Annotated in this window: 34 protein-coding genes; 20 read left to right on the top strand and 14 right to left on the bottom strand. The window is 73.2% G+C overall.

The annotated features are described in order from the left end of the window. Positions 1 to 6: 6 nt before the first annotated feature. On the top strand, positions 7 to 969 hold the full coding sequence (locus L3i22_RS33045; RefSeq protein WP_221321403.1) for an undecaprenyl-diphosphate phosphatase: 963 nt from the start codon (positions 7 to 9) through the stop codon (positions 967 to 969). Here the strand turns inward: L3i22_RS33045 and L3i22_RS33050 are convergent. From L3i22_RS33050 to L3i22_RS33080, 7 genes are all read right to left on the bottom strand, one after another. Beyond that, the gene (locus L3i22_RS33050; protein WP_221321404.1) at positions 862 to 2,409 is read right to left on the bottom strand and encodes an FAD-dependent monooxygenase; all 1,548 of its coding nucleotides are present in this window, start codon (positions 2,407 to 2,409) and stop codon (positions 862 to 864) included. The genes L3i22_RS33045 and L3i22_RS33050 overlap by 108 nt on opposite strands. Continuing rightward, positions 2,406 to 3,005, bottom strand: a complete 600-nt coding sequence (locus tag L3i22_RS33055; protein ID WP_221321405.1) for a TetR family transcriptional regulator — start codon at positions 3,003 to 3,005, stop codon at positions 2,406 to 2,408. Before L3i22_RS33055 ends, L3i22_RS33050 begins: the two co-directional genes overlap by 4 nt. 55 nt (positions 3,006 to 3,060) lie before the next feature. After that, positions 3,061 to 3,819, bottom strand: a complete 759-nt coding sequence (locus tag L3i22_RS33060; protein WP_221321406.1) for an SUMF1/EgtB/PvdO family nonheme iron enzyme — start codon at positions 3,817 to 3,819, stop codon at positions 3,061 to 3,063. A 78-nt stretch (positions 3,820 to 3,897) separates the two neighbouring features. Then, a complete protein-coding gene (locus L3i22_RS33065) occupies positions 3,898 to 4,293 on the bottom strand; it encodes an ankyrin repeat domain-containing protein (RefSeq protein ID WP_370644263.1) in 396 nt (131 codons plus the stop codon). A 76-nt stretch (positions 4,294 to 4,369) separates the two neighbouring features. Beyond that, positions 4,370 to 4,798 carry a hypothetical protein gene (locus L3i22_RS33070; RefSeq protein ID WP_221321408.1) on the bottom strand — a complete coding sequence of 143 codons (429 nt, stop codon included), beginning with the start codon at positions 4,796 to 4,798 and terminating at the stop codon, positions 4,370 to 4,372. A gap of 43 nt (positions 4,799 to 4,841) precedes the next feature. Further along, positions 4,842 to 5,603, bottom strand: a complete 762-nt coding sequence (locus tag L3i22_RS33075) for a hypothetical protein (protein WP_221321409.1) — start codon at positions 5,601 to 5,603, stop codon at positions 4,842 to 4,844. A 159-nt stretch (positions 5,604 to 5,762) separates the two neighbouring features. Continuing rightward, positions 5,763 to 6,173 carry a hypothetical protein gene (locus L3i22_RS33080; protein ID WP_221321410.1) on the bottom strand — a complete coding sequence of 137 codons (411 nt, stop codon included), beginning with the start codon at positions 6,171 to 6,173 and terminating at the stop codon, positions 5,763 to 5,765. A gap of 366 nt (positions 6,174 to 6,539) precedes the next feature. On the opposite strand from L3i22_RS33080, the gene L3i22_RS33085 reads away from it, so the two are divergent. Both L3i22_RS33085 and L3i22_RS33090 read left to right on the top strand, forming a co-directional pair. Beyond that, positions 6,540 to 7,001, top strand: a complete 462-nt coding sequence (locus L3i22_RS33085; RefSeq protein ID WP_221321411.1) for a GNAT family N-acetyltransferase — start codon at positions 6,540 to 6,542, stop codon at positions 6,999 to 7,001. Between the two features lie 173 nt (positions 7,002 to 7,174). After that, positions 7,175 to 7,639 carry a DUF4262 domain-containing protein gene (locus tag L3i22_RS33090; RefSeq protein WP_221321412.1) on the top strand — a complete coding sequence of 155 codons (465 nt, stop codon included), beginning with the start codon at positions 7,175 to 7,177 and terminating at the stop codon, positions 7,637 to 7,639. Positions 7,640 to 7,728: 89 nt separating this feature from the next. Here the strand turns inward: L3i22_RS33090 and L3i22_RS33095 are convergent, their stop codons facing one another. Together L3i22_RS33095 and L3i22_RS33100 are read right to left on the bottom strand one after the other, a co-directional pair. Next, a complete protein-coding gene (locus L3i22_RS33095; protein ID WP_221321413.1) occupies positions 7,729 to 8,169 on the bottom strand; it encodes a hypothetical protein in 441 nt (146 codons plus the stop codon). Between the two features lie 11 nt (positions 8,170 to 8,180). Beyond that, positions 8,181 to 8,825 carry a maleylpyruvate isomerase family mycothiol-dependent enzyme gene (locus L3i22_RS33100; protein ID WP_221321414.1) on the bottom strand — a complete coding sequence of 215 codons (645 nt, stop codon included), beginning with the start codon at positions 8,823 to 8,825 and terminating at the stop codon, positions 8,181 to 8,183. An 86-nt stretch (positions 8,826 to 8,911) separates the two neighbouring features. Here L3i22_RS33100 and L3i22_RS33105 point away from each other — a divergent pair, with 86 nt between their 5' ends. The 12 genes from L3i22_RS33105 to L3i22_RS33160 all read left to right on the top strand — a co-directional run bounded on the left by L3i22_RS33105 (position 8,912) and on the right by L3i22_RS33160 (position 17,997). Continuing rightward, positions 8,912 to 9,382, top strand: a complete 471-nt coding sequence (locus tag L3i22_RS33105) for a MarR family winged helix-turn-helix transcriptional regulator (RefSeq protein WP_221321415.1) — start codon at positions 8,912 to 8,914, stop codon at positions 9,380 to 9,382. A 62-nt stretch (positions 9,383 to 9,444) separates the two neighbouring features. Beyond that, positions 9,445 to 10,800 (top strand): FAD-binding protein, encoded by a 1,356-nt coding sequence (locus L3i22_RS33110; protein ID WP_221321416.1) that lies wholly within the window; start codon positions 9,445 to 9,447, stop codon positions 10,798 to 10,800. Further along, positions 10,793 to 11,560, top strand: coding sequence for an SDR family NAD(P)-dependent oxidoreductase (locus L3i22_RS33115; protein ID WP_221321417.1), 768 nt, complete (start codon positions 10,793 to 10,795; stop codon positions 11,558 to 11,560). The genes L3i22_RS33110 and L3i22_RS33115 overlap by 8 nt, the downstream gene beginning before the upstream one ends. Beyond that, on the top strand, positions 11,557 to 12,228 hold the full coding sequence (locus L3i22_RS33120) for an HAD-IB family hydrolase (protein WP_221321418.1): 672 nt from the start codon (positions 11,557 to 11,559) through the stop codon (positions 12,226 to 12,228). The genes L3i22_RS33115 and L3i22_RS33120 overlap by 4 nt, the downstream gene beginning before the upstream one ends. After that, complete coding sequence (locus L3i22_RS33125; protein WP_221321419.1) at positions 12,225 to 13,304, top strand: phosphodiester glycosidase family protein; 1,080 nt, start codon at positions 12,225 to 12,227, stop codon at positions 13,302 to 13,304. The genes L3i22_RS33120 and L3i22_RS33125 overlap by 4 nt, the downstream gene beginning before the upstream one ends. Position 13,305: 1 nt before the next feature. After that, a complete protein-coding gene (locus tag L3i22_RS33130; RefSeq protein WP_221321420.1) occupies positions 13,306 to 14,175 on the top strand; it encodes a decaprenyl-phosphate phosphoribosyltransferase in 870 nt (289 codons plus the stop codon). Between the two features lie 8 nt (positions 14,176 to 14,183). After that, positions 14,184 to 14,849, top strand: a complete 666-nt coding sequence (locus L3i22_RS33135; RefSeq protein ID WP_221321421.1) for a response regulator transcription factor — start codon at positions 14,184 to 14,186, stop codon at positions 14,847 to 14,849. Between the two features lie 87 nt (positions 14,850 to 14,936). Next, on the top strand, positions 14,937 to 15,164 hold the full coding sequence (locus L3i22_RS33140) for a hypothetical protein (protein ID WP_221321422.1): 228 nt from the start codon (positions 14,937 to 14,939) through the stop codon (positions 15,162 to 15,164). Between the two features lies 1 nt (position 15,165). Continuing rightward, positions 15,166 to 16,077 (top strand): FAD:protein FMN transferase, encoded by a 912-nt coding sequence (locus L3i22_RS33145; protein ID WP_221321423.1) that lies wholly within the window; start codon positions 15,166 to 15,168, stop codon positions 16,075 to 16,077. After that, entirely contained in the window at positions 16,074 to 16,661 is a 588-nt protein-coding gene (locus L3i22_RS33150) for a ferric reductase-like transmembrane domain-containing protein (RefSeq protein WP_255657354.1), read from the top strand. Before L3i22_RS33145 ends, L3i22_RS33150 begins: the two co-directional genes overlap by 4 nt. Further along, the gene (locus L3i22_RS33155; RefSeq protein WP_221321425.1) at positions 16,658 to 17,788 is read left to right on the top strand and encodes an NADH-ubiquinone oxidoreductase-F iron-sulfur binding region domain-containing protein; all 1,131 of its coding nucleotides are present in this window, start codon (positions 16,658 to 16,660) and stop codon (positions 17,786 to 17,788) included. Before L3i22_RS33150 ends, L3i22_RS33155 begins: the two co-directional genes overlap by 4 nt. Beyond that, positions 17,785 to 17,997, top strand: a complete 213-nt coding sequence (locus L3i22_RS33160; RefSeq protein ID WP_221321426.1) for a ferredoxin — start codon at positions 17,785 to 17,787, stop codon at positions 17,995 to 17,997. The genes L3i22_RS33155 and L3i22_RS33160 overlap by 4 nt, the downstream gene beginning before the upstream one ends. A 7-nt stretch (positions 17,998 to 18,004) precedes the next feature. Here the strand turns inward: L3i22_RS33160 and L3i22_RS33165 are convergent, their stop codons facing one another. Then, positions 18,005 to 19,366, bottom strand: coding sequence for a cell wall metabolism sensor histidine kinase WalK (locus L3i22_RS33165; RefSeq protein ID WP_255657355.1), 1,362 nt, complete (start codon positions 19,364 to 19,366; stop codon positions 18,005 to 18,007). Between the two features lie 87 nt (positions 19,367 to 19,453). Here L3i22_RS33165 and L3i22_RS33170 point away from each other — a divergent pair, with 87 nt between their 5' ends. After that, positions 19,454 to 20,137: a response regulator transcription factor gene (locus L3i22_RS33170; protein WP_221321427.1), complete on the top strand. Its 684-nt coding sequence runs from the start codon at positions 19,454 to 19,456 to the stop codon at positions 20,135 to 20,137. Here L3i22_RS33170 and L3i22_RS33175 read toward each other — a convergent pair. Then, complete coding sequence (locus L3i22_RS33175) at positions 20,113 to 20,736, bottom strand: DedA family protein (protein WP_221321428.1); 624 nt, start codon at positions 20,734 to 20,736, stop codon at positions 20,113 to 20,115. The two genes, L3i22_RS33170 and L3i22_RS33175, sit on opposite strands and share 25 nt — an antisense overlap. A 90-nt stretch (positions 20,737 to 20,826) precedes the next feature. Between L3i22_RS33175 and L3i22_RS33180 the strand changes: the two genes are divergently transcribed. The 4 genes from L3i22_RS33180 to efeU are packed head-to-tail and all read left to right on the top strand — an operon-like array spanning position 20,827 to position 24,291. Continuing rightward, positions 20,827 to 21,576, top strand: a complete 750-nt coding sequence (locus L3i22_RS33180; protein ID WP_221321429.1) for a hypothetical protein — start codon at positions 20,827 to 20,829, stop codon at positions 21,574 to 21,576. Further along, the gene (locus L3i22_RS33185) at positions 21,570 to 22,676 is read left to right on the top strand and encodes a glycosyltransferase (RefSeq protein ID WP_221321430.1); all 1,107 of its coding nucleotides are present in this window, start codon (positions 21,570 to 21,572) and stop codon (positions 22,674 to 22,676) included. The genes L3i22_RS33180 and L3i22_RS33185 overlap by 7 nt, the downstream gene beginning before the upstream one ends. 11 nt (positions 22,677 to 22,687) lie before the next feature. Then, entirely contained in the window at positions 22,688 to 23,416 is a 729-nt protein-coding gene (locus tag L3i22_RS33190; protein ID WP_221321431.1) for a polysaccharide deacetylase family protein, read from the top strand. A 41-nt stretch (positions 23,417 to 23,457) separates the two neighbouring features. Next, positions 23,458 to 24,291: an iron uptake transporter permease EfeU gene (gene efeU, locus L3i22_RS33195; RefSeq protein ID WP_221321432.1), complete on the top strand. Its 834-nt coding sequence runs from the start codon at positions 23,458 to 23,460 to the stop codon at positions 24,289 to 24,291. Between the two features lie 89 nt (positions 24,292 to 24,380). Here efeU and L3i22_RS33200 read toward each other — a convergent pair whose 3' ends face one another. From L3i22_RS33200 to L3i22_RS33210, 3 genes are all read right to left on the bottom strand, one after another. After that, a complete protein-coding gene (locus tag L3i22_RS33200; RefSeq protein ID WP_221321433.1) occupies positions 24,381 to 25,124 on the bottom strand; it encodes an ABC transporter permease in 744 nt (247 codons plus the stop codon). Between the two features lie 22 nt (positions 25,125 to 25,146). Beyond that, complete coding sequence (locus L3i22_RS33205; protein WP_221321434.1) at positions 25,147 to 25,449, bottom strand: hypothetical protein; 303 nt, start codon at positions 25,447 to 25,449, stop codon at positions 25,147 to 25,149. Positions 25,450 to 25,589: 140 nt separating this feature from the next. Further along, positions 25,590 to 26,882: a hypothetical protein gene (locus L3i22_RS33210; protein ID WP_221321435.1), complete on the bottom strand. Its 1,293-nt coding sequence runs from the start codon at positions 26,880 to 26,882 to the stop codon at positions 25,590 to 25,592.

Consider the following 26,882-nt stretch of genomic DNA (forward strand, 5'->3'; position numbering starts at 1 on the left):
CCGACCATGGCCGTGCCCTCACTCACGTACCCCGAAGCGGTGGTCATCGGACTGCTGCAGGGCGTCACCGAACTCTTCCCCGTCTCCAGCCTCGGGCACAGCGTCCTGCTGCCGGCCGCGATCGGCGGCAGCTGGGCGCGCGACCTCAGCCTGGGCGCCGACCAGTCGCCGTACCTGGCCTTCCTGGTCGCCGTCCACGTCGCCACCGCGGGCGCGCTGGTCTGGTTCTTCCGCGCCGACTGGGTCCGGATCGTCCGCGGCCTGTTCACCTCGGTCCGCGACCGCCGGATCAGCGACCCGGATCAGCGGCTGGCCTGGCTGCTGATCGTCGCCACCATCCCGGTCGGGATCGCCGGCCTGCTGCTCGAACACACCGTCCGCACCACCCTGGGCAAACCCCTCCCGGCCTCGGCCTTCCTGCTCCTCAACGGGCTCCTGCTGGCCACTGTCGAAAGAATCCGCCGACGTACGGCGGAGCGCCGCGTCCCGGTGCCGGCCGGCCACGGCGCGACCGGCGTGTACCTCGGGGCGTCGGCGCAGACCGGCGTGTCGGCCGGCCACGGCGACACCGAGTCCGACCACCGTCTGGCCCGCCTGACCTGGAAACAGGCCACGGTGATCGGCGCCGCGCAGATCCTCGCCCTGCTGCCCGGCATCAGCCGCTCGGGCGTGACCATGGGCGCCGGCCTGCTCCGCGGACTGTCCCACGAGGACGCCGCCCGCTTCGCCTTCCTGCTGGCCACCCCGGTGATCCTGGCGGCCGGCGTGCTGAAGCTCCCGGAGCTCGCCGGGCCGGCCGGCCACGGGGTCGCCGGGCCGGTGCTGGCCGGGAGCCTGGTCGCGGGGCTCGCCGCGTACGTCTCATTGAAGTTTTTGACCCGGTATTTCGAGACCAGAACCCTGAACCCGTTCGCCCTCTACTGCATCGCCGCCGGCCTCGCCGGCCTGGCCTGGTTCGGCACCCACTGAAGCCGGCCACCGGCGGCCGTCAGCCGGACCGAACCAGGTGGTCAGTGCCGGGATGAGGCCGTCGTCGCCGGTCTCGTGCGCCCAGGCGACGTAGCCGTCCGGGCGGACCAGCAGACCGGCCAGCGGCTCGGCGGCGGTGGCCGGGACGATGTCGACCCGGTCCTTCCAGCCCGCGGCGGCCTCCCCCAGCCGCCGGTCGGTGGTCAGGTCCAGCAGCACCGGCCGGCCGGCGTGCAGCAGGGTGCCGAGCGTCGTGCCGCCGTCCAGTTCCAGGTCGGGCGCCCAGCCGCCGATCAGCGGGTGGGGGCCGGGCCGGTAGCGGATGTCCAGGCCGGTCAGCCGGTCGGCGACGGTCCGCAGTGTGGTGGGCTCGGTGAGCAGCCCGGCGAAGACCTCGCGCAGCGCGTCGACGTGCGGGCCGGGCGAGAGCAGCAGGCCCTGGGCGCGGACGAAGGTGAGCATCCGCTCGGCGACCGGATGCCGTTCACCGTGGTAGGTGTCCAGCAACCCGGCCGGCGCGTCGCCGCGGACCCGGGCGGCGAGTTTCCAGCCGAGGTTGGCGGCGTCCTGAAGACCGGTCGTCATGCCCGGACCGCCGGCGGGCAACTGGATGTGCGCCGCGTCCCCGGCCAGCAGCACCCGTCCGGCTCGGTACCGGTCGGCCTGGCGGGCCGCGTCGGTGAACCGGGACAGCCAGCGGGGCGCGCTCATCCCCACCTCGGCACCGAGCACCCGGCGGACGGCCGCGCGCAGGTCGTCGAGGGTCACCGGGGCGTCCCGGTCGCCGTCGGTCCGCCATTCGGAGACGACCACCCGATGCACCCCGTCGCCGAGCGGGAACGCGGTGAACAGCCCGGTCGGGGTGCGCCGCATGCCGGGCGGCACCGCGTCCGGATCGGTCAGCGTGACGTCGCCGAAGCGGGAGATCTGGGTGGCCTCGGTGCCGGTGAAGCCGATGCCGGCCGCCCGGCGGACCAGGCTGCGGGCGCCGTCACAGCCGACCACGTAGCGGGCGTCCAGCCGGTAACCGCCGTCCGGGCCGTCGACCTGGAGGGTGACCCGCTCCTCGGTCTGGGTCAGCGCGGTCACCTGATGGCCGCGGCGCAGCTGCGCGCCGAGCTCGACCGCCCACTCCTGCAGCACACGCTCGACTTCCGCCTGCGGCGCCGTCAGGGTGAGTGCGCCCGACGCCGGCAGCGGGATGCCGCCGAAGTGGGCAAAGCGGGCCGAGCCCCGGGCCGCGCCGTCGAAACGGTCGAGCAGACCGCGATAGTGCAGCGTCTGCGCGCCGCGACCGGTCACGCCGGGCGCCTTGGAGAGCCCGGTCGGCGCGGCCAGCCGCTCCAGCACGATCACCTCGACGCCGCCGAGCCGCAACTCGCCGGCCAGCAGCAGGCCGGTGGGGCCGCCACCGACGATCACCACCTCGACCGGGCTCATCTGCCCAGCTCCGCCCGGATGGGCAGGCCGGCCGCGACCTGGCCGAGAGCGTCGCGCAGCACGGCCGCCAGGGGCTGGGCCGCTCCGGACTGCCGCCAGTGCTCCATCGTCACCCGGATCGCGCTCAGCACGGCGCCGGCGACCAGCCGTGGATAGAGGTCGCGGTCGGCATCCGCGCCGATCCGGGACGCGACGGCCGTGGCGACCCCGCTCTCGATCACCGCATACGTCTTGAGGTGCTCGTCGGTGAGCAGCGGGGCGCTCTGCAGCAGCACCATCTGGCGCATGTCGCTCTCGTCCACGACGAAGCCGGCCACGATCGCCTCGGTCAGCGCCGCCCACAGCGGCTCGCCGGCCGGGCGGGCGGCCAGCGCCTGGATGATCCGCTCGGCCCGCTGGTGGCCGGTGGCCAGCAGCGCTTCTTCCTTGGTGGCGAAGTAATTGCTGAACGTGCGAACGGAGACGCCCGCCTCGGCGGCGATGTCCTCGACCCGCACCTGGCCCCAGCCGTGCAGCCCGGCCAGCCGCAGGGCGGCCAGTCGCAGGGCGTCGCGGGTGGCCTGCTTCTTACGCTCACGCAGTCCGGGTTGACTCACACGTCGACCCTACTCAATATTGCATCCCTCTGCAATATTGCAGCCAACTGCACGATCAGCCGCGGGGTGGCACCGGGGCGGCCGGGCGGACCGCCGTGAACTGGCTGTGCTCGTAGCGGGTGGCGGCGAGCAGCAACAGCCATTCGTCGCAGCCCTGCCACGGGTACAGGTCGGCGGCACCGCCGCGGACGACCCGGGGGCCGTCGCCGAGGCGTGGACGAGCGTCCGCCGGGGCGTCCGCGAACCCGGGAATCCACACGTCGGCGCAGAGCTCGTTCGCGGAGCCCACCCCGGCCAGGCCGAAGGCGTTCTCGGCCGCGGCGATCCGGTCTTCAGCACCGAAGTCGTCGAGCAGCTGATCCTCGCCGGGTTTGCCGTCGCCGCGGAAGGTCAGGGTGGTCGTGCCGGCCCGCGCCGCGTACTCCCACTCGGCCTCGCTGGGCAGCCGGAACGGCAGCGCCGCCAGCAGCTCGTCCAGGTCGTCCTCGAGCCGGGCGGCGCTGGAGTCCGCGTCGGCGTAGTCGTCCTCGTAGTCGGGCAACCGGTGCTGGACCTGCTCGACCGTCAACGGGTGCCGGGCGATCAGGAACGGTTCGACCCGCACCTCCCGGACCGGCTGGGCCTCCGCGGCGGCGGCGAAGAACGGCTCGAGAGTGTCCTCGGCGTCTCCGCTGCGCTCGATGGCGCGCACTGCCGCCAGCTCCGCCTCGGACAGCCCCATGCGGTAGGTGCCACCCGGCACCTCGCGAAAGACCACGCCGGAGGCGGTATGCCGCCAAGCCGGTCGCCCGGCCACGACCTCTTCGTTCCACATGGCGCCGAACGCTACAACCGCGACACCCTCAACCGCCTGGCGGCATCGCGCTCGGCGCGCAGTAGCCGATCCGATCGCTCAGGGCAGATCGTCGAAGAATTGCGCTACCGGATAGTTGGCGATGAGGCGCGCCAATCCCACCGGTGTCATTCCGGAGGTGTTGACCGCGAACGGATCTGCCCCGTGCTGCCGCAGCAGCGTGATTACCGCGCCATCCCCGCCCGAGTTGAAGACTGCCGTGAACAAGGGTGTGTTGCCGTGAATGTTTACCGGATCCACCGCCGCACCGGCTTCGAGCAGGGCGACCGCCGCCTCCAGGGAACCCTGCTGGGCTGCGCAGTGCAACGGCGTGAAGCCTTGCTTGTCCGCGACGTCCGGATCGGCCCCTGCCTCCAGGAGTTGCCGAACCGCGGAGACTTCGTTCACCAGAGCCGCCTGGTGCAGAGGATGACGCCCGCCTCGGTCGCTCATCATTCTTGCCTCTCAGCAGGTCGTGCCCCGTGAGCACGAGTTCCGCCCGCGTTCAGGTGATCGGTGCGCTGGTCGTCAATCACGTCGCCGGAAGGTTCAGTCCCGGGTACCGGCGGCGGAACCAGCGCGGAAGCTTCTGCCGTGGGGCGAACGAGCCGACGTCGTCTGCGGCATGACCGGCATAGCCACGGATCTGAAAGCCGCCGACCCGGGTCCGGTCGGTCAAGGCGCGACTCAGCAACGCCATCAGGTCCGGGTCGACCGACGCGTGCAATCGGGCGTAGTGGCCCGTGCACTGCAACGCGTTGACCCTGGTCTGGGCGCGGGGCGAGACCAGGGCACGCTTGATCCGCGGAAGCGCGACGGCCGGATCAGGGTGGTTGAGCACGAGCGCGAGCAGAGCAACGCCCGCGTATTCGTCGACCCGGTCGAGGGCCTCGTCGACGATCTCCGGTCGGTCAACCACGTCCATCCAACTGCTGATGTGCCAGGGCTCCTCGATCGTCACATCCGAGATCCTGGCAGACGTTCAGCGGCAAACGGGGGCGACGCTATATCGGCCCGGTTCGGAGCTGAGGTAGGTGTTCGGCGCCGGACAGGAGCACCACCAGGAATTGCAGGAAGCCTGTCTCCAGTTCGCGATCCGGCAGGTGCGGCGCGGTGACCTTCAGGCCGCTCCACCGCGGGAACAGGATCGCGGACACCTCCGCCCCGTCCGAGGTGGTGGCCAGCGGCAGGGTCTGGTGCCAGCTGCCGGTGACCGTCAGCGGGCCGAACCGCGGCTTCGGTAGATCGGCTGGCGCGGTCAAGGTGAGGTAGCCGCCGAACGTGCCGGGTCCGTAGTTCTCCAACAGCCAGCGGTAGTCATCCGGCAGGTCGAGCCCGACATACGCCGAGATTCCCGCCCAGTCGACCGGATGGTGTCCGGACGGCGGCCCCACCAACTGCGCCAGCCGGCCGGGGAGGTCGGCGCCGTAGGCGAGGCTCACCTCCAGAATGATCGGCAGGTCAGGGTCCTCGTGTACGACGGCGACGGCCACCGCCCAATGCCCCGTCCGCAACAAGATCCGCTCGCCGTAGTCCGCACGCACGTCGATCGCGAGCGGATCGGCCGGCTGCAGGCCGAGCATCCCGGCCACGATCCGCATGGCCGTCTCCGCGTCGCGATAGAGCTGATCGCGGGCGGCATCGTAGGCCTCACCGGTGTCGTAGTCGTCGAAGTCCAGGTCCCCCGGACAGCCGAACTCGTCCAGATCGACGTGAATGGCGACGGTGCCCCAGTCGGCGAACACGGCGGCCGTGAGTCCGTCCACGGTGAAACGCCCCGGCCACCCGGCACCCCATCCCACCTCGGCAAAGATGTCGGCGAGCTGTCCCGCGGACGGGAGATCGACCACAGAGGCCAAACGCGACGCCAACGCACTGATCCGAGCCACAGCCGTCTGGTAGATGTCAACTCCGATCACGCCGGCTCATGACACCTCGCCCGGAAGACCCGTGTCGGGCAGGGCGAAGACGTCATCCGTGCGAAAACAATCCCCACGGGGCCGGGCAGAAAGAGGCCAAGGCTCATTTGGTACGACCTGAGCACGTGACCCACCCGCATCCAGCCCGTCACCCAGGTAGCCGGCGAGCCGGTCGTCCACCGCCTCGCCGAGCAGGCCCGCGTGTTCCAGGACGACGAAGAGCGCGTCCGCGGCACACGTCACCATCGCCTCGGCCTCACCGGCGCTCGCACCCGGGTCGAGCTCCTGGTAGAGGCGACGGGCCGCGGAGAGGAGACGGCCGGCGTCGGTCACCGAGAAGTCGTACCGCAGCCGCACGGACAGACGCATCCCGTCGACCAGCGGGTCGTCCCCGAGCACGCCATCGCTCTCAGCCACCCCGACACGATACGGCGCAGGACACCGTCTCGGGCGGCGCAATCCCGGGCACCGGCGGCGGAGCCCGACGACCCGGCCCCGCGAAGCGGGCGCGTCGCAGTGGGAGCAGGAGATCCGGGTGGTGTTCTCGCCGCTTCAGCTGATTCCGGGTCGGGCTGCCAATGCTTGTTCGACGGAATCAACCGGATGAAGTGGTCGCTCACGGAGCGAGCATGGCGGTCCACCCCAGCTTGATCAACTCGACGCACCACACTGTTCTTGGCACGGCGTGCGTCGGCCAGCCAGCAGCCGGGATGCTCCATCGGCCGTCGCTTCCGGCCTTGTCTCGCCAGGTCGCGGGTTGCCCGGCCCGAATAGGGTCGCCGGGTGCCCCATCTCCGCTTCGAAGCAGTGCAACCAGACGGCGACGACGCCCTTCGCGCGGATTGGCAGCACGCCCACAACCTGATCATCCCGACGAGTCCGCTCTCGGCCGATGAGATCCGCGTGCGCGCCCGCCGCAACCACCTGACCGTCACCTATCGCGGCGACATGCTGGTGGGCTGCTCGACGATCCGTCCGCCCAAGGACGACCGGGCCACGGCGACGGTCATCGTCCGCGTCCTGCCGGAGCATCGGCGACAAGGCTTCGGCGCGCAGATGTACGACAGGGCGCTCACCGCGGCGTACGAGATCGGCGCCCGGGTCATCGAGACGGTCGTCCTGGCCTCGAACGAGGAGGGTCTACGGTTCGCGGAACGGCACGGCTTCGTCGAGATCGACCGATACACGCTCGAAGGTGACACGATCCCGTTCATCGACCTCCGGCTGGCCGATGCCGCAGGATGATTTCCTTCGCACTCAACTCGGCAGTTCGGGACGACGGCGTGCAGAGGAGTGGCGGTAGCCGGGAGGCCAAGGTGTGGGTGTTCATCTCCCGGGTAGCAACTGGTGCGCGAAGGGCACCCGCCGGATTTCAACGGTGACGGCGAGAGTGGCAGCGACGGGCGGGAGGTGACGCTGTGACGGACGGTGAGCAGGAGATCGGACTTGGCCGGATCGGCGAGGAGATCGAGCGCTCCGGTGTCAGTCTGCAGTTCGTGCCGCAGCCGATTCCCTTGGAGACGTGCTGGTACACGATCGGCCTCACCGGCCACGGGCATCCTGAGATGATCCTGTTCGGGTTGCCTCCGGACATTTCCCGGCCCGCCCTGCGCGCCGTTGCCGCTGAGGTCATCGCGGGGCGACGGACATTCACCGCCGGCCAGTGCGTCGACGACGTTCTCGAAGGTCATCCGGTTCAGTTCGTCGCGGTGACCGAGCCGGACCGCCACCTGCCCGCTGCCGCGCAGTTCTACGCCGGCACCGGGTCCGCCGTGGCGGCCTTGCAGATCGTCTGGCCGGACCGGTACCTTCGCTGGCCCTGGCAGCCCGGCACACACCTGGACGACATGCCCGTGCTCGGCCGGCCGGCGTCATCCGGCTGACGGCCGTCGGCGGCGGGCCGCGAGCGCCGGGGTGCAGCGCGTGACCGTGACGGCTGAGCTGGAATCTTGACCGCTGGGGCCTGCTCGGCTCAGGTGTTCTGGGTCAGGGCGTATCGGTTCAGCGCGGCGGCCCACATCCGGCCGATCATCCGGTTCGGGACCAGGTGCAGCAGCGGGAGCAGGAGCCGCTGCCGGCGGGGCGAGGTGTTGGTCCACTCGGCGTGTACCCGGCTGCCTCCGCCGGCTCGGGGGACGATCCGGACGACGCCCTGGCCGCCGCCACCGTAGCTGCTCTCGACGACGGTCCAGCGGACCACGTACGGGTCGGTCCAGTCGTAGCGGGCGACGACCCAGAACGGCGACCGAGGGGTGCTCTCCCGCGCGACGGCCCAGCCGGGTCCGTGCGCACGCAACTCGTACGTCTTCGGGTCGAGAGTGCGATGCCAGATGCGCAACCGCTCGGCGGTGAAGTCCGTCAGGGCGCGGTGGACCTGCTCGGGGGCGGCCCGGGTCTCGATGTCGAAGCGCATGATCCCTCCCCTCAGGCGGCGGCCCGGCGGAGGGTGTCCGCGCCGGGGCCGTCCAGGTGCGCGATCCGCACGGTGCGGCCGGTGAGGAGCAGGAACAGGTCGGTCATCGTGCCGGTCACCGGCTCGCCGTCGCCCGTGCACCAGGGGTGGTCCGTCGCGGTGAGCTGGAACGTCGCCCACGGCAGCGAACGGAAGACCTTCGCGTTGCCGCGGCCGTGGTAGGAGACCACCCGGCCGGCCGCTTCGGCCACCTCGGCGGCGGGGATCGGGAGCTCGCGGCCCAGCGGGATGGCCATGTCGAAGGTGTGGCCGACGGCGTCGATGAGCGACTCGCGGCAGGTCAGACCGGGGAACGGGCGGTGCCGGCCGACCAGCAGGCCGAGGCGGTGGACGAGTTGCCCGGGGTCGTGGCGCCGGGCGAGGGCGATCGAGCCGTCCCGGATGAGGCGGTTGGTGCGGCCCGGATACCGGAGGGCGAGCAGCGCCAGCTGCGGCACGGTCAGCAGCGGCATGGTCAGGTGCGCCGCGACGTCCCGGACCGTCCAGCCGGCGCACAGCGACGGGGTGTCCCACTCGTCCGGGGACAGGCCGGACAGGAACTCCAGGATGGCGCGGCGGCGCCGGTCGACGGCCGACCAGACCTCGGTGTCGTCCATGACATTCGATCCCTCCACCCGACCGAATCAAGTACGAGGATGGTACTAAAATTTGGTCCTGATCGGGACTACCTGGAGGGTGATGGGTGGAACGTGACATCTCGTCCGGCTGGCTGATGTTCCTCGGCTTCCGGGCGGCCGAGGACCGGATCGTCGCCGCGGTCGCCGCGGCCGGCTATGCCGACATCACCCGGGCGCAGGCCCGGCTGCTGGCCGGTCTCGACCTGGACGGCACCCGGCTGGTCGTGCTCGCCGACCGCGCCCGGATCCCGAAGCAGACCGCCCTCGCCCTGGTCAACGGCCTGGCGGCGGCCGGCTACGTGGAGCGGGTCCCGGATCTCTCCGACGGGCGGGCGCGACTGATCCGGCTGACCGCACGCGGCCGGGGCGTCCTGCCCGTCGCGATCGCCGAGGAAGCGCGGATCGAGGCCGAGTGGCGGGCCGTGCTGGGTGCCCGGCGGATGCGGGCGTTCCGCAGCGCCCTGTGGGAGCTGGCCCTGAACGCCGACCCCCACCTGCGCCCGCCCGGAACGCCGGACCGGGAAGAACGCGACTGACCCGAGGCTGCCAGGGCAGCGTTTCAGGAGCGGTTCAGGTGCGGGGACGCATCGTGGGCGGCGTGCAGAATTCAACGCTGGTGGAAGGGTGGGGCCGGGCCACCCGCAGCCGGGCCACCGTCGTGACGCCCGGCCAGGGCGGTACTGACGAGGACTGGGCCGCGGTGTTCGCCGGGGCCGGGTCGCGGGGGCTGATCGCCCGCGGGGGTGGCCGCTCCTACGGGGACGCGGCGCAGAACGCCGGCGGGCTGGTCCTGGACATGCGCGGTCAGGGCGGCATCGGGACCGTGGATCCGGTGACCGCGACCGTCGAGGCCGGCGCCGGGGTCACCGTCGGGGAGCTGGTGCGCCATCTCGCCCCGCGCGGCTGGACGCTGCCGGTGGTGCCCGGCTCGGCCGGGGTCACCGTGGGCGGGGCGATCGCCGCCGACGTGCACGGCAAGAACCATCGGCGGCACGGGACGTTCGGGGCCCAGGTGGCCGCGATGTCCGTGCTGACCCCGGCGTACGGGCCGATGGAGATGAGCCTGACGGTCAACGCCGAGCAGTTCTGGGCGACCGTCGGCGGGCTGGGCCTGACCGGGATCATCCGGCGGGCACGGCTACGGCTGATCCCGCTCGGCTCGTGGTGGGTGACCACCGTGGACGACGAGCAGCCCAGCCTGGACCGGGTGCTGGAGCGGCTGCGCGCGGTGGCCGCGACCAGCGAGCACGCGGTCGCCTGGGTGGATCACGGCGGGGCGGGCGTGGTGACCGGGGCCCGGCCGGCCCGGCTCGGGGCGCTCGTTCCGGGGCGGGTCGCGGCGGGGCGGCGGACGCCGGTGCTGCCGGGGCGTGGGATCGCCTGGCCGCCGGTGAGCGCGGCCGCCGACCGGGTGCGCCGGTTCGCCGCGCGGATCCGGCCGCGCCACGAGCGGTCCCTGGCCGAGCTGCACTTCCCGCTGGACGCGCTGCCCGGCTGGGCGGGGCTGCACGGGCGGCGGGGGCTGGTCCAGTACCAGTTCACGGTGCCGTTCGGGGCCGAGGACGTGCTCGCCGAGGCGCTGCACGGGACGCGGTCGGCCGGGTTCGCGCCGTCGTTGTCCGTACTCAAATTGTTTGCCGAGGCGAACCCGGCGCCGCTGTCGTTCCCGGCACCGGGCTGGAGCCTCGCGATGGATTTTGCCGCGCGAGCGGCCCTGGCGCCGGTGCTGGACCGGTTGGACGAACGGGTCGCCGCGGCCGGCGGCCGGGTCTATCTGGTCAAGGACAGCCGGGTGCGGCCGGATCTGCTCGATGCGATGTATCCGGGACTGGCGCGCTGGCGGGCGGTCCGGTCGATGCTCGATCCGGAGCACCGGCTCGTCTCCGATCTGGCGCGCCGGCTGCGGCTGACCGATCAGCGGATCAGCGACCTGGTCGAGGCCGGCCATGCGTGACGGGCTGGGTCGTCCGCAGACCGTCCTGCTGCTCGGCGGCACGTCCGGCATCGGGCAGGCGATCGCCGGGGAGCTGCTGCCGTACGCCGGGAATCTGATTCTCGCCGGCCGCGATCCGGAGGCGCTGGCCGAGGCCGCGCAGCGGCTGGACGGGCCCCGGCGGCAGGTGTCGACGCTGCACTACGACGCGCTGGCCCCGGCCGCCGCGACGGTCGACGCGCTGGCCACGGCGGCGGCCCGGTACGGCGACCTGGACGTGATCGTGCTGGCCGTCGGGGTGCTCGCCGAGGAGGCCGCGCTGACCGACACACCGGCGGTCGAGCAGGCCATGCGCACCAACCTGCTCGGGCCGTTGCTCGCCGTGCACGCCGCCGCCGCCCGGCTGCGCGCGCAGGGGCACGGCACGCTGGTCGTGCTCTCCTCGGTGGCCGCGGTCCGCACCCGCGACGGCCTGTTCAGCTACGGCGTCGCCAAGTCCGCGCTGGACGTCTACGCCCGCCGGATCGGCCGGTCGCTGCGGGGCAGCGGCGCCCGGGTACTGGTGGTCCGGCCCGGCCACGTCCGGACCCGGATGACCGCCGGGCTGCCCGAGCCGCCGTTCACCACCGGGCCCGCCGAGGTCGCCGCCCGGGTCGGCCGGGCGCTGAACGGGCGGGCCTCGCTCATCCACTCCCCCGCCGTGCTGCGGCCGGTCACGACCGTGCTGCGCATGCTGCCCACCGCGCTGTACCGGCGCCTGCAGGAAGGAACAACGTCGTGATTCCACCGTTGACCATCGTCGACCCGCCGCGGGTGCTGAGGCTCGGCGACCCGGGCGTCGCCGGGCGCGGCGGGGCCGCGATCTGGGACCTCGACGGCACGCTGACCAGGACCGACACCCTGGTGCCGTTCCTGCGCCGGGTGGCCGGGACGGCCGCGGTGTTCCGGGCGCTGGCGGTCGGCACCGCCCGGGAGATGCCGCACCGGGACGCGGTCAAGGCGCTGGTGCTGCAGCGGCTGCTCGGCGGGCGGGACCTGGCCGAGGTGGACCGGGTGGCCCGGCGCTACGCCGAGCGGCTGATGGCCGCCCAGGTGCGCGCCGACTCGCTGCACCAGTGGCTCTGGCATCGCCGCAACCAGCACCGGATGGTCATCGCGTCCGCCTCGCCCGGCCTGTACGTCCGGCACCTGGGCCGGCTGCTCGGCGCGGACGAGGTGATCTGCACCGAGATGGCGGTGGTCAACGGGCGGCTCACCGGCGCGATCGCCGGCGGCAACTGCCGAGGGGCGGAGAAGGCCCGGCGGGTACGGGCGTACCTGGCCGCGCGTCCGGCCGGGCAGGTGTGGGCCTACGCGGACGGCGAGGTCGACCGGCCGTTGCTGGAACTCGCCGACGTCGGCGTCCGGGTCCGCCCGTACCGCCGGATCCGGACCGGGGAGGCGCGATGAGCCGGCGGCGGGTGCTCCGGATCGTGGCGGTCGTCCTGGTGCTGCTGCTCGTATGGCCGACCGTGTCGTACGCCCGGGCGCTGACCGCGCCGGGCAGCGCCACCTTCACGATGCGCACCGTCGACTGGATCCGGTCCAACAACGGCAACAGCGTGGTCAACGCGATCGAGAACTGGTGGTACACCCGGCACAAGCCGGCCACCGGGCCGCCGGACGTCAGCACGCTGCCGTCGGCCGGGACGAACGCCGTGCCGGTGGTCGGGCCGCCGACGTTGCCCCTGCTCAAGGGCGTTGCCCCGCTGCCGGGTGAGGGGACGTGGTCGGCCGGGCGCACCGGCGCGAACGGGCGGCCGCTGATCTACACCGGGTTCCTGCGGCCGGACCCGCAGCACCTGAGCATCGTGGCCGGGGTCGCCTGGATCCGGGCCGCCGGCACCGTCACGCACCTGGTCGCCGGGACCGCGCAGCCGGGCGGGGCGGCCTGGCCGGGCAACGCCGCGGTCCCGGACGGGGACGTCGGCAAGCTGGTCGCCACGTTCAACTCCGGGTTCAAGATGAAGGACACCCCGGGCGGGTTCTACCTGAACGGCCGGTACGCGCGGCAGCTGGTCGACGGGCAGGCGTCGCTGGTGATCGACCGGTCGGGGGCGGTGCGGATCGGCGCGTGGGGGCGGGACGTGTCGATGTCGGCGGCGGTCGTCGCCGTACGTCAGAATCTGCAGTTGATCGTCGAGAACGGCCGTCCGGTGAGCGGGCTGAGTGGCAACGCGAACGGGCGATGGGGCTCACCGCGCAACCAGTACCAGTACACCTGGCGGTCCGGGGCCGGACTCGACCGGAGCGGCAACCTGATCTACGTCGCCGGCGACAAGATGACCCTGAGCATGCTGGCCACCGCGATGGCCGACGCCGGGGTGGTCCGCGGCATGCAGCTGGACATCCACACCGGCATGTCGAGCTTCGCGTCCTGGCGGCCACCGGGGACGCCGACCAAGCTGCTGCCCGCGATGACCCGCTCGGCCAGTCGCTATCTGCAAGCCGACCAGCGCGACTTCTTCTACGTGACGGCGGGCTGAGATGGCGCTGACCACGTTCGCCACCCCGGCCGCGCCGCCGCTGCTGGTGACCGCCCGGCCCCGGCAGTGGATCAAGAACGTGCTGGTCTTCGCGGCGCCGCTGGCGGCCGGCGTGCTGGTGCGGCCGGGCAGTCTGGTGGCGCTGGCCGCGTTCATCCTGGCGTCGGCCGGCACCTACTTCGTCAACGACGCGTCGGACGTGGCCGCCGATCGGCGGCACCCGGTGAAGAGCCGGCGGCCGGTGGCGGCCGGACTGGTCCCGGTCCGGACGGCGTGGCTGATCGGGCTCGGCCTGTCCGCGGCGGCGCCGCTGGTCGCGGCCCTGGCCGGCCCGGCCACCGCCGGGTGCGTGGCGGCGTATCTGGCGCTGACGTTCGCGTACAGCTCGGGGCTCAAGCGGATCGCGGTGCTCGACATCCTGGCCGTGGCCGGCGGGTTCCTGCTGCGCACGATCGGTGGCGCGTACGCGGCCCGGGTGCCGATGTCGAGCTGGTTCCTGCTCACCGCGTTGCTCGGCTCGCTGTTCCTGGTCACCGGCAAACGGCTGAGCGAGCTGCGCCGCGACGGCACCGGGCGGGCCGTGCTGGCCGGCTACTCCACGTCCTGGCTGCAGCAGACGATGACGATGACGCTGACCGGGGCGGTCCTCGCGTACGCCGGATGGGCCTTCGACTTCGCCGGGGACGACTCGTCGCTGCCGCTGCTCGGGCTGTCGCTGGTGCCGTTCCTGGCCGCGCTGATGCGCTACAGCCTGCTGGTGTCCCGCGGGGACGGCGAGGCGCCGGAGAACCTGCTGGTCTCCGACCGGTTCCTGCTGGTCGCCGGGTTCGCGTGGGCGGTCCTGGTGACCGTCGCGATCTACTTCGGATAGGGACGGTCATGCGGATCCTGCTGGTCGAGGACGAGGCGGCGCTGGCCGCGATGCTGCGCGACGCGCTGGCGGCCGAGGGGCTCGCGGTGGACGTCGCCGGGACCGGGCCGGACGGGCTGTGGGCGGGGATCGAGCATCCGTACGACGTGATCGTGCTCGACATCATGCTGCCCGGACTGTCCGGCTACGAGGTGTGCCGGCGGCTGCGGGCCCGCGGGATCCGCACCCCGATCCTGATGCTGACCGCCAAGGACGGCGAACACGATCAGGGCGACGCCCTCGACCTGGGCGCCGACGACTACCTGACCAAGCCGTTCTCCCTGGTCGTCCTGCTGGCGCGGCTGCGTGCGGTGGTCCGGCGGGGCGGTGCGCAGCGCCCGGCCGTGCTGACCGCCGGGGACCTGAGCGTGGATCCGGCCACCCGGCGGGTCAGCCGGGCCGGGCAGGACGTCACCGTGACCAGCCGGGAGTTCGCGCTGCTGGAGTTCCTGATCCGGCACCGCGGCGAGGTGGTCTCCAAGCGCGCGATCATCGACGGGGTGTGGGACTGGAGCTTCGACGGGGACCACAACATCGTCGAGGTCTACATCCGCTACCTGCGCCGGAAGATCGACGAGCCGTTCGGCCGGGCCACGATCGAGACCGTGCGGGGCGCCGGCTACCGGCTGACGTGAGTTCACAGACGCCGCTCAGGACGGGCACAGGGCGTGGCGAACCGGGCCGCGCATCCTCGGTGACAAGCCGACCGAGGGGAGCACCGGATGAAGCGGGAAGCCGGACTGCGCAGGACATCGCTGATCACCGGCGTGCTGGTGGCCGCCAGTGTCGCCGGCACGGTGGCGATCGGGGTGGCCGCGCACGCGTCGGACTCGGTCACCACCGCGTCCTCGACCGCAACGAGCAGTACCACCAGCACCAATAGCGACAGCTCGCCGACGCTGTCCAGCGGAAGCAGCGACGACGCGCAGGCGACGTCGGGCGGGTCCTGAGATGCCACTCGTCGAATCCCTGCCGGTCCGCGCCGACACCGCCCAGTGGTCCGTGTGGGGCACGGTGGCCCGGATCGTGGTCACCGATCCGGCCCGGCTCGCCGAGGCGACCGACCTGGTCAAGGCCGAGCTCGCCGCGGTCGACCGGGCCTGCAGCCGGTTCCGGCCGGACTCCGAGTTGAGCCGGGCCGGCGGGCGGCCGGTACGGATCAGCCCCGTGCTCCGCGACCTGATGGCCGCGGCCCTGCGGGCGGCCGAGGAGACCGGCGGCGCGGTCGACCCGACGGTGGGCGGGGCGCTGTGCGGGCTCGGCTACGACCGGGACTTCGCGTCGCTGACCGGGCGGACGGCCCCGCCCTCGGTGCGGATCTTCCCGAGCCCGGACTGGCGGTCGGTCCGCCTCGACGAGGACGGTCTCGAGCTGACCGTGCCCGACGGCGTGCTGCTCGACCTGGGCGCGACGGCCAAGGCCGTGACGGCCGACCGGGCCGCCGCCCGGGTGGCGGCATCGCTGGACGTGGGTGTGCTGGTCGCGCTGGGCGGCGACATCGCCACCGCCGGGCCGGCCCCGGACGGCGGCTGGCAGGTGCTGGTGCGGGACCGGCCGGGTGACCCGTCGTGCACGGTACGGTTGCCGGCCGGGGCCGCGCTGGCCACGTCGAGCACCGCGGGCCGGGTCTGGGGGCGGACCGGCGAGCTGCTGCACCACATCGTCGATCCCCGCACCGGGCGCCCGGCCGAACGGGTCTGGCGGACCGTGTCGGTGGCCGCGTTCACCTGCCTGCGGGCCAACACGCTGAGCACGGCGGCGATCGTCGCCGGCCGGCGGGCCCCGGAGCTGCTGCGGGACGTGCCGAGCCGGCTGGTCGGCCGGGATCTCGACGTGCGCCGGCTGGGTGGGTGGCCGTCGTGACCGAGGCGCTCTGGTACTTCGCGCGGGGCAGCGGGGTCGTGTCGCTGGTGCTGCTCACCGTGGTGGTGGCGCTGGGCGTCGGCACCCGGTCCGGGCGGCCGGCGTTCGGGCTGCCCCGCTTCGCGGTCAGCCTGCTGCACCGCAACGCGGCCCTGCTCGCGGTGCTCTTTCTGACCGGTCACGTGCTGAGCCTGCTGTTCGATCCGTACGCCCAATTAAGGTTTTTCGATCTTTTTGTGCCCTTTGCCGGCAGCTACCGGCCGGTCTGGCTGGGGCTCGGGACGCTCGGCCTCGACCTGGTGCTGGCGCTGGTGGCGACCAGCCTGCTGCGGCACCGGATCGGCGTGCGCGCCTGGCGGGCCGTGCACTGGCTGGCCTATCTGTGCTGGCCGGTGGCGTTGACGCACGGCCTGGGCACCGGCACCGACCGAGGCACGTGGTGGCTCTGGACGCTCTCGCTGGGCTGCGCGGCGGTCGTCGCCGCGGCCGTGGTGTGGCGGCTCTCGGCCGGGTTCACCGGGTTCCCGCAGCGGGTGGAGCGCCGGGTCGCTCCGAAACTGCGCCAGATGGAGGAGGTTCGATGAACCGGCTGCTGGCAGGAGACAACGGTCCGATGCCGGACCTCGGCGCCGAGCGGATCGTCGCCCTGGCCCGGGACGCCGGGCTGACCGGCCGCGGCGGCGCGGGCTTCCCGGTGTGGCGCAAGCTGGCCGCGGTGGCCGGGGCCGGGCGACCCGCGGCGGTGATCGCCAACGCGGCCGAGGGCGAGCCGGCCAGCGGCAAGGACAAGGCGCTGATCGCGGGCCGGCCGGATCTGGTGCTGGACGGTCTGCAGCTCGCCGCCCGGGCGACCGGCGCGCGCTCGGCCCACCTCTATGCCTCGAACGCCGTGCTGGACCCGCTGCGTGCGCTGGTCCGGGCGCGCCGGGATCCGCTGCCGGTCAGCCTGCACCCGGCCCCGGAGGTCTTCGTCGCCGGGGAGGAGTCGGCGGTCGTCTCCGCGGTCGGCGGCCGGGGTGCGATCCCGGCGGACAAGCGGATCCGGATCACCGAGGCCGGCACCCTGGTGCAGAACGTGGAGACGCTGGCCCACCTGGCGCTGATCGCCCGGCGGGGAGCGGCCTGGTTCCGCGAGGCGGGCACCGGCGAGGAGCCGGGCACGTTCCTGGCCACGGTGAGCGGCGCGGTCAACCAGCCCGGCGTGGTGGAGGCCGGCTACGGAGTGCCGCTCGGCGAGCTGCTCGCCGCGGCCGGCGGGACCACCGCCCGGTTGCGGGCGGTGCTGGTCGGTGGGTACCACGGCGGCTGGGTGCCGGCCGACCCGCGGCTGCCGGTGAGCCGGGCCGGGCTCGCCCGGTACGGCGCCTCGCCGGGCGCTGGTGTCGTGGTGGCCCTGCCGGAGCGCGACTGCGGGCTGGTGGCGACCGCGCGGATCGCCGGCTACCTGGCCGGCGAGGTGGCCGGGCAGTGCGGGCCGTGCGTCAACGGGCTGCCCCGGCTGGCCGGGACCCTGTCCGACCTGGCCCTGCGCCGGAACCGGCCGGGCCTGCCGGCCGAGGTGGAACGGCTGGCCCGGCTGGTCACCGGCCGGGGCGCCTGCCGGCATCCGGACGGGACGGCCCGGATGGTGCTCAGCGGCCTGCGGGCCTTCGACGCGGACGTGCGGGCGCACCTGGCCGGCCGCTGCCTGGCCGCGGAGGCCATGCGATGACCCGCCGCCTGCACATCGACTGGACCGCCTGCGACGGGCGGGGCACCTGCACCGAGCTGCTGGCGGAGGTGCTGGTCGAGGACGACTGGGGGTTCCCGCTGGCCCGGGACGGCTCGCCGCGACCGGCCGTGCCGGCGGGCCTGGAGGCGGCCGCGCGGCAGGCCGTGGATCGGTGCCCGCTGCTGGCGTTGCGGCTGGTCCAGGACTGACGCGCGGTCACTGCGGCGACGCCGGGATGCGGATCCGCATGGCGGCGCCGTCGGCCAGGTCGTCGACGGTGAGCGTGCCCAGGTGGGTGGTGATGATGTCGCGGGCGATCGCCAGGCCCAGCCCCGCGCCGCCGCCGTCCCGGGAGCGGCTGTCGTCGAGCCGGACGAAGCGGTCGAAGATCCGCTCCCGGTCGGCCCGCGGGATCGGCGGGCCGTCGTTGCCGACCACGATCTCGCCCTGCCCGTCGCGGGTGGCGAGGCTGACGGTGACCCGGTCGCGGGCGTGCCGCACGGTGTTGTCGACCAGGTTGCGCAGCACCCGGGTGAGCTGGTCGCGGTCGCCGGTCACCCGCACCGGCGACACCCCGCCCTCGATCCGCAGCCGCGGGTGCTCCACCCCGATCCGCTCCCGCTCGGCGAAGACCAGATCGTCCAGGTCGACGTCCTCGCGACGGACCGCGATCTGCCCGTCGTCGACGCGGGCCAGCAGCAACAGGTCCTCGACCAGCCGGGACATCCGGGCGCTCTCGGCCTGGATGCGCTGCACCGAGGGCGACCGGTCGGTGCCGGCCAGCAGGTCGGCGTTGGCCCGGATGGTGGTCAGCGGGCTGCGCAGCTCGTGGCTGGCGTCCGCGACGAACCGGCGCTGCACCGCCGCCGACGCCTCGATCCGGTCCAGCATCGTGTTCATCGTGGTGGCCAGCGCCGAGATCTCGTCGTCGGCCTCCGGCAGCGGCAGCCGGGCGTGCAGGTTCGTGGCGGTGATCGTCGCGGCCTGCACCCGCATCGCCTCGACCGGGCGCAGCGTGCGCCCGACGAAGAAGAACGTGGCCACCCCCACCACCACGGCCAGCACCGGCAGCCCCAGCAGCAGCGCGGTGAGGATCGCCTCGGTGCTGTCGGTGACCGCGTCCATCGACTCGGCCACCAGCACGATCCGCTTGCCGTCGGCGGTGGCGACGCCGGTCGCCACGACACGCCACGGCTCGCCCTCGCCGACCGGCAGGTTCCGGGTCTCCTGCAGGCGGCGCCCGACCGCCGGGCGCAGCTTCGACATCGCGGGCAGGTCGGCGATCGTGGTGGACGCGCCGACCACCCGGCCGTCGGTGGTCACCACCTGGACCAGGCTGCGGCCGGCCTTCGAGGAGCGCAGGGCGACGTCGAGCGCGGCCGAGTTCTGCGCGGTGAGCGCCGCGGTCACCTGGGCGGTCCGGTCGCTGGCGGCCGAGTTGACGTTGTCGAGCAGGATGCCGCGGGCCACCACCAGCAGGATCGCGCCGGCGAAGACCGAGGCCAGCACGACCACGATCCCGGCGGCCAGGGCGGACCGCATCCGCACACCGAGCCGTTTCCGCAACAATCGGAGCATGAGCGTCACGTTAACCGGGCCTTTCCGAGGTCGTACCGGAAGCGGAGTTCAGCGGTTTCTCAGGTCTGACGAAGAAGGGTGCGCCCCATGCGGGTACTGGTGATCGAGGACGAAGTGGCGATGGCGGAGACGATCCGCGACGGGCTCGGTCCGGAGGGTTTCACGGTCGATCTGGTGCACGACGGGGCCGAGGGACTGTGGACCGCCACCGAGCGGCCGCACGGCTCCTACGACGCGATCGTGCTCGACATCATGCTGCCCGGCCTGTCCGGCTACGAGGTGTGCCGGCAGCTGCGCGCCCGCGAGGTGTGGACGCCGATCCTGATGCTGACCGCCAAGGACGGCGAGTACGACCAGGCCGATGCCCTGGACCTGGGCGCCGACGACTACCTGATCAAGCCGTTCTCGTTCGTGGTGCTGATCGCCCACCTGCGCGCGCTGATCCGCCGGGGCGCGCCGCAGCGGCCGGCCGTGCTGCGCGCCGGCGACCTGTCGCTGGATCCGGCCGAGCGGCGGGTGCTGCGCGGCGACACCGCGGTCTCGGTGACCCCGCGCGAGTTCGCGCTGCTGGAGTTCCTGATGCGGCACCGCGGGCAGGCGATGACCAAGACCGCGATCATCGAGAACGTCTGGGACGCGCACTTCGACGGCGATCCGAACATCGTCGAGGTGTACATCGGTTACCTCCGCAAGAAGATCGACCACCCGTTCGGCCGCACCGCGATCGAGACGGTGCGCGGCGCCGGTTACCGCCTGGCCGACGAGGGCTGAGCCTTCCGGGCCCGCAGCAGCTCGATCGCGACCGGGATCACCGACACCGCGACGATGCCGATCAGGATCAGTTCGATGTTCGATTTCACGAACGCGACCTGCCCCAGGAAATAGCCCAGCGTCGTCACCCCGCAACCCCAGAGCACACCCCCAAGAACATTGAAGACAAAGAATTTGCCGTACGGCATGAGCGCCGCCCCGGCCACCACCGGCGTGAACGTCCGGATCACCGGCACGAAGCGGGCCAGCACCAGCGACTTGGCCCCGTGCCGCTCGAAGAACGCGCCCGCCTTCGCCAGGTTCTCCTGCTTGAACACCCGCGAGTCCGGCCGCCGGAACAGCGCCGGCCCGACCTTGCGGCCGAACAGGTAGCCGGCCTGGTCGCCGAGCACCGCGGCGATCGACACCAGCAGGCAGACCAGCCACAGCGGCTGGTGCAGCAGCGTCCCGCCGGCGATCAGCAGCCCGGTGGTGAACAGCAGCGAGTCGCCCGGCAGGAAGAACCCGACGAGCAGGCCGGACTCGGCGAAGACGATCGCCAGGAGGCCGGCCAGGCCGACCGTGGTGATCAGCGACTGAGGATCGAGCAGCGAATGCATGTCCCGCAAGGTAGGAGCGGGAAGCTGAGAAACCGATGAAGGCGACGGCATTCAGGAAATCCTCAGTCCGTCGCGGCCATCGTTCCGGCCATGACAGCGCGACCGCCCCAGGTCACGATCTCCTTCTGGATCATCACGGTCCTGTCGACCACGGTCGGCGAGACGATCGCCGACGTGCTCAGCGGCACCCTGGGCTTCGGCCTGACCCGCACCACGATGGTGATGACCACCGTCCTGGCCTGCCTGCTGGTGATCCAGTACCGGGCCCGGCGGTACGTACCGGCGCTGTACTGGCCGCTGATCGTCCTGGTCAGCATCGTCGGCACGCTGATCACCGACAACCTCACCGAGCTCTTCGACGTCCCGCTGCCGGCCAGCACGACCGTGTTCGCGCTGCTGCTGGCCGCGACCCTCGGCCTCGGACACGCCCGGCACGCCCCGGCCGGGGAGGACTTCTACTGGCCGGCCGTGCTGTTCACGTTCGCGCTCGGCACGGCCGTCGGTGACCTGGCCGCCGACGAGCTGGGCCTGGGCTACGGGGTCGCCGCGCTCGGCTTCGCGGTGCTGGTCGCCGGGATCTGGGCGGCCCACCGGCACCTGGGACTGCCGGCGGTCGCCGCGTTCTGGGGCGCCTACGTCCTGCTCCGCCCACTCGGCATCGCCCTCGGTGACCTGCTCGCCCAGCCGGCCGACGCCGGCGGCCTGGGCGCCGGACCGTTCCTGACCAGCGCGCTGTTCCTCGCCGTCATCGTCGCCGTGGTCGCGCACCTGAGCGCCACCCGGGTCCGGCACCACCGCGACGCCCCGGCGTCGAACACCGAAACGAGGTCGTCATGTTGAACCCGGACCCCGCCCGCCCCGTCGTGATCTTCTCCGCGAGTATCGGGGCCGGTCATGACGGCGCGGCCCGGGAGCTCGCCCGCCGGCTCGCCGCGCGGGGCGTCCCGTCGGTCCGCCACGACTTCCTCGACATGCTCCCGGCCGGGCTGGGCGGCACGCTGCGCGACACCTACGCCCGCCAGCTGCGGACCGCGCCGGAGAGCTGGGGCTGGCTGCTCGACCGGATGGCCGGGCCGCGGCTGTCGGCGGGCGCGGCGGCGCTCTCGTCCGGGCTGGCCGCGTCCCGGATGCTCGCCGCGATCGGCGCCGACGCGTGCGCCGTCGTGTCGACGTATCCGCTGGCCAGCCAGGTGCTGGGCCGGCTGCGCCGGACCGGGCGGCTGAACGTGCCGGCCGCCGCCGTGATGACCGACCCCTCGGTGCACCCGCTCTGCGTCGCCGACGGCATCGACCTGCACCTGGCGCCCGGCCGGCACACCGCCGCGCAGATCCACGCGATGAACGCGCCGGTGCTGACCGTCTCGCCGATCGTCGACCCGGCGTTCCGGCCCGTCCGCGACCGCGACGAGAAGCAGGCGATCCGGCGGCGGCTGGGCCTGCCCGCCGACGAGCGCCTGGCCCTGGTGATCGCCGGATCGTGGGGCGTCGGCGACGTCGAGCGGACCGCGGCCGACATCGCGGCGACCGGGGTGGCGCTGCCGGTCGTCGTCTGCGGCCGCAACGAGACCTTGCGGCGGCGCCTGCACGAGACCGGCATCGCGGTCGCCCTGGGCTGGGTCGACGCGATGCCCGACCTGCTGCGCGCCGCCGACGTCGCGGTCACCAACGCCGGCGGGCTGTCCAGCACCGAGGCGATGGCCGGCGGCCTGCCGGTGATCAGCTACCGCTGCCTGCCCGGGCACGGCGCGGCCAACGCCGCGGTGCTCGCGGCGAGCGGTCTCGCCCCCTGGCCGCAGACCCCGGTCGAGCTCGCCGCAGAGTTGCGCGCCGCGCACGGCGGGCAGTCCGGCCGCCGGTTCGTGGCCGCGTGCGACGACCTCGACGCCGCCGACGTCGTCGCGCTGCGGGACCGCCGTACGTCGTCGTTGATTCTCGCCTGAAAGGCATCGCTATGAAGCTTGCCGTCACCGCCGGCGTCGTCGCCGCCCTCGCCGCCGCGCACGCCGGACCCGCGCTCGCCGCGATCGGGCCGCTGCGGCGCCGGCTCCTGCCCGGGCTGTCCGGGATCGGCTCCCCCGGCCACGTCGCGCTCACCTTCGACGACGGGCCGCACCCGGAGGCCACGCCGCGCCTGCTGCGGATGCTCGACGCGAACGGCGTCCGGGCGACGTTCTTCCTGCTCGGCCGGATGGCCGAGAAACATCCCGAGGTGGCGAGATCGGTCGCGGCCGCCGGCCACGAGATCGCGATCCACGGGTACGACCACCGCCTGCTGATCAAGCGCACCCCGGCCGAGACCGTCGAGGACCTGTCCCGGGCCACCGCCGCGATCACGGCGGTCACCGGGCAGGAGCCGCGCTGGTGGCGCCCGCCCTACGGGGTGGCCAGCACCGCCGCGCTGCTCGGCGCCCGCAGGCTCGGCCTGACGCCGGTGCTCTGGACGGCCTGGGGCCGGGACTGGACCCGCTCCGCCACGCCGGACTCGGTGTTCCGGGCGGTGCGGCGCGGGCTGACCGGCGGCGGCACGATCCTGCTGCACGACAGCGACCACTCGGCCGCGTCCCGCTCGTGGGAGTCGACGCTCGGCGCGCTGCCGGCGATCCTGGTGCACTGCCGGGCCCGGGGGTTCACGGTCGGGCCGCTGAGCGAGCACGGCTTGACAAACTCCTACGCAGTGTAGGAGCTTGTCGGAATAAGGTTAGCCTCACCTAGGAGCGTTACGTGGGCGGCGCGTTCTTCGCCAGCTATCTCATCGGCCTGCGTGACGGCCTGGAGGCCGCGCTCGTCGTGTCCATCCTGGTCACGTTGCTGGCCCGGTCCCAGCGCCGGGACGGCCTGCTCCCGCTCTGGGCCGGCGTCGCGCTGGCGATCGTCTGCGCGGCCGGGCTCGGCGCGATCCTGACCTACGTCGCCACCTCGGTGCTCTCCGGCGTGCGGCTGGAGCTGTTCGAGGCGATCACATCGCTGATCGCGGTCGCCATGGTCACCTGGATGATCTTCTGGATGCGGGCCAGCGCCCGCACCATCAAGACCGAGCTGACCGGCAAACTCACCGAGGCGCTCGGGCTGGGCCGGTTCGCCGTCGCCGCGCTCGCGTTCGTCGCGGTCATCCGGGAGAGCGTCGAGATGGTGCTGCTGGTCTTCTCGGCCGCCCAGGCCGCCAGCGAGACCGTCGCCCCGCTGCTCGGCATGCTCGCCGGGGTGGTCTCGGCGGTGCTGCTCGGCGTGCTGATGTACGCGGCGGTCGCCCGGGTCAACCTGGGCCGGCTGTTCACCGGCACGGGGGTGCTGCTGGTGCTGGTCGCGGCCGGGATCGCGAAGTACGCGGTGCACGGGTTCCAGGTCGCCGGGTACCTGCCCGGGTCGACGACGGTCGCCTACGACTGGTCGGCGACGATCGAACCGACGTCCTGGTACGGGACGTTGCTCGCCGCGACGATCAACGTCACTCCATCGGCGACGGTCCTTGAGGTCGGGGCTTTCACGGCGTACGTAATCGTGGTCTTGATCTTGTTCTTGCGTCCTGCCGGGAAGCGGACCGTGGTCGCCGCCTGAGCCTTTCCCCCTCCCCCGGAAAGGTCCGCCCCTGGAAGCAGCCTTCCGGGGGCGGACTCCTATGGGCGGCGTTCTTTCGGGGCGGACTCCTATGGGCGGCTGACCAGGCCGTTCGCGACGAGTTCGAGCATCAGCGCGGCGGCGATCGCCTCGGCGGCCAGCAGGCCGACCAGGACGAGCAGCTGGGTGGCGCCGGCCTGGACCGCGGAGCCGCCGCCGAGCAGCACCCCGACGAACGCGCCCGGCAGCGTGACCAGGCCGACCGTCCGGGTCTGATCCAAGGCGGGCATCAGGGCCTGGCCGGCGGTCGGCCGGCAGACTTCGAGCGCGGCGTCGCGCGGCAGGAAGCCCAGGGCCAGGGCGGCCTCGAACTCGCCGCGCCGATCCCGCAGCTCGTCCAGCGCGCGGCGGCCGGACAGCGACGTCGCGGTCATCGCACCGCCGACCAGGATGCCGGCGATCGGCAGGACCGCGATCTCGGTCGCCGGAACCGTGCCGGCGGCGACCACCACGACACCGGCCACCCCGGCACCGGCCACGATCGGGAGAATCGCCGGCCACCCGAGCCGCAACGTGCTGACCCGCCGGGCCGAGGTGAGCGCCGCGACCAGCACCATGAGCAGGATGAACGCGGCCGTCGACCACCACGACCGCAGCACGGCGGTGATCAGCAACGACACCAGCGCCAGCTGCGCGACAGCCCTGATCGACGCGGTGACCACGGCCCGCGACACCCCGAGCCGCCCGACCGCAGCCGCCGTCGCGGCGACCAGCACGAGCCCGGCGAGCACCACACCCAGAACGGGACCGATCGAGATCGTTGCCTGGTTCATTCAGGAACTCTCGCAGATCCGTTCAGGAAGATTCGCATCCAGCGGTACGCCCGGAATCTGCCCGCGGGCGGTCTTCCAGGTTCACTCCGAAGCGGTCCCGAACCTGGTCCTCCAGCGCCGCACTCTGCTCCGGGGTCAACTCCGCCGCCCAGCGCAGGTACCGCTCGACGCCCTCCGCCATCGGGTCGGCATACACCGAACTCGTGGCGAGGTCACGCAGCCGGATCCGGCCCGCCAACAGATCTCTCGCCATCTCCGCCATGCTCGGGCCGGCCGCACCGCCGGTCATCCGGGCCAGGGCTTCCTTGACCTCCCGGACCACCATGTCAGCGACGCTACCTCGCCCGGGTCGCCGACGTGATCCTGCTCGGCGCGGTCCCGCCGATCATGCTGCGGTCACCGGAGAACCCCGGAGAGCACGCCGCTGTCCGCGGCGTGCTCGCACCGGCCCGCCGTGCCTGCGGGTCAGGCGTCCGCGGTCAGGGTCCGGGCCACGTCCCGCCGCAGGGTCAGAGCCGTCGGCAGCAGCGTCGCGGTGAGTGTCAGCACGAGGCCCGCGCCGGTCACGGTCGCGACGGCGGCCGCCCCGAACGCCGGTGCGGTCCCCGCCGCCCACGCCCCGATCAGCGCGGTCGTCACCACCGCGGTCCCGCCGAGCAGGGCCGCGGTGCCCACCTGGATGACCGCCTCGGCGGCGGCCGCGGCGAGGACCGTCGCCGGGGTCCCGCCCGCGGCCAGGATCAGGGCGTACTCCCGCTCCCGGCGGCCGCCGGCCATGAAGCTGGTGGCCGCCGCGCCCACCAGGGACAGCAGCAGCGGCCCGCCGAGCAGCAGCCCCACCGAGCCGGCGCCCGGCGAGTCGCCGCCGGTGACGGTGGCGTCCGCCGCGTACAGGCCGCCGGTCAGGGCGATCGCCACCATCACCGGGGTGATCGCGGCGGTGCTCCGGGACGCCTGATGGGCGGCGCTGTTGCGGGCCAGGAACCAGGAGCTGGACGCGGTGGCCGGCACGAGACCGGTCCAGCCGCGCAGCAACGGCGTCAGCAGCAGCGGCCCGAACGCGGCGAAGACCGCGGCGATCAGCGGCGCGACCAGGCTCAGCGGGGTGACCAGCCGTTGCGGGTCGGTGCCCGGCAGCCCGGCGACGAGGGCCCCGGTGACCGCCACGGTGGCCAGGCCGGCGACCCAGCGGCCGGGGCTCATCCGGCGGCCGGGCGGCTCCGGCTCGCGCAGTGACCGGATCGGCGGCGTGCGGCTCGCCCGGGCCGCGCTGCGGGCGCCGCCCAGCGTCATGACCAGCACCACGACGGTGATCACCGGCGCGGCGGCCCACGCGTCGAACCGGACGTGTAACCCGGCCAGCGCGATCCGCAGCAGCGGCTGCAGCACCGGCACCGCCGCGACGCAGCCGAGCACCGCGCCGGCCACCGCGACGATCGCCAGCTGGGTCGTCACCACGGCCCGGACCAGGCCCGGGCCGACCCCGGCGAGCTGCCACAGCGCGTAGACGCGCTGCTGCAGGGCGACGGTGAGGTTGGCGACCGTGCCGGTCACGATCAGCGTGGTGACGGCGGTGAAGGCGAGGACGGTGCCGCTGATCCCGTACAGGGCGAGGGCGTCCTGACCACCGATGACGACGGCGGTCTCGATGCCGGCGGCCACCACCGCGCCGACCGCGGCGGTGGCGACGGCGACGAGCAGCGCGCCGACCCAGACCCGGAGGTTCGCGAGCAGGTCCGTGAAGATCAGTTTGAGCAT

It is taken from the genome of Actinoplanes sp. L3-i22 (genome assembly GCF_019704555.1).
GTDB lineage: Bacteria > Actinomycetota > Actinomycetes > Mycobacteriales > Micromonosporaceae > Actinoplanes.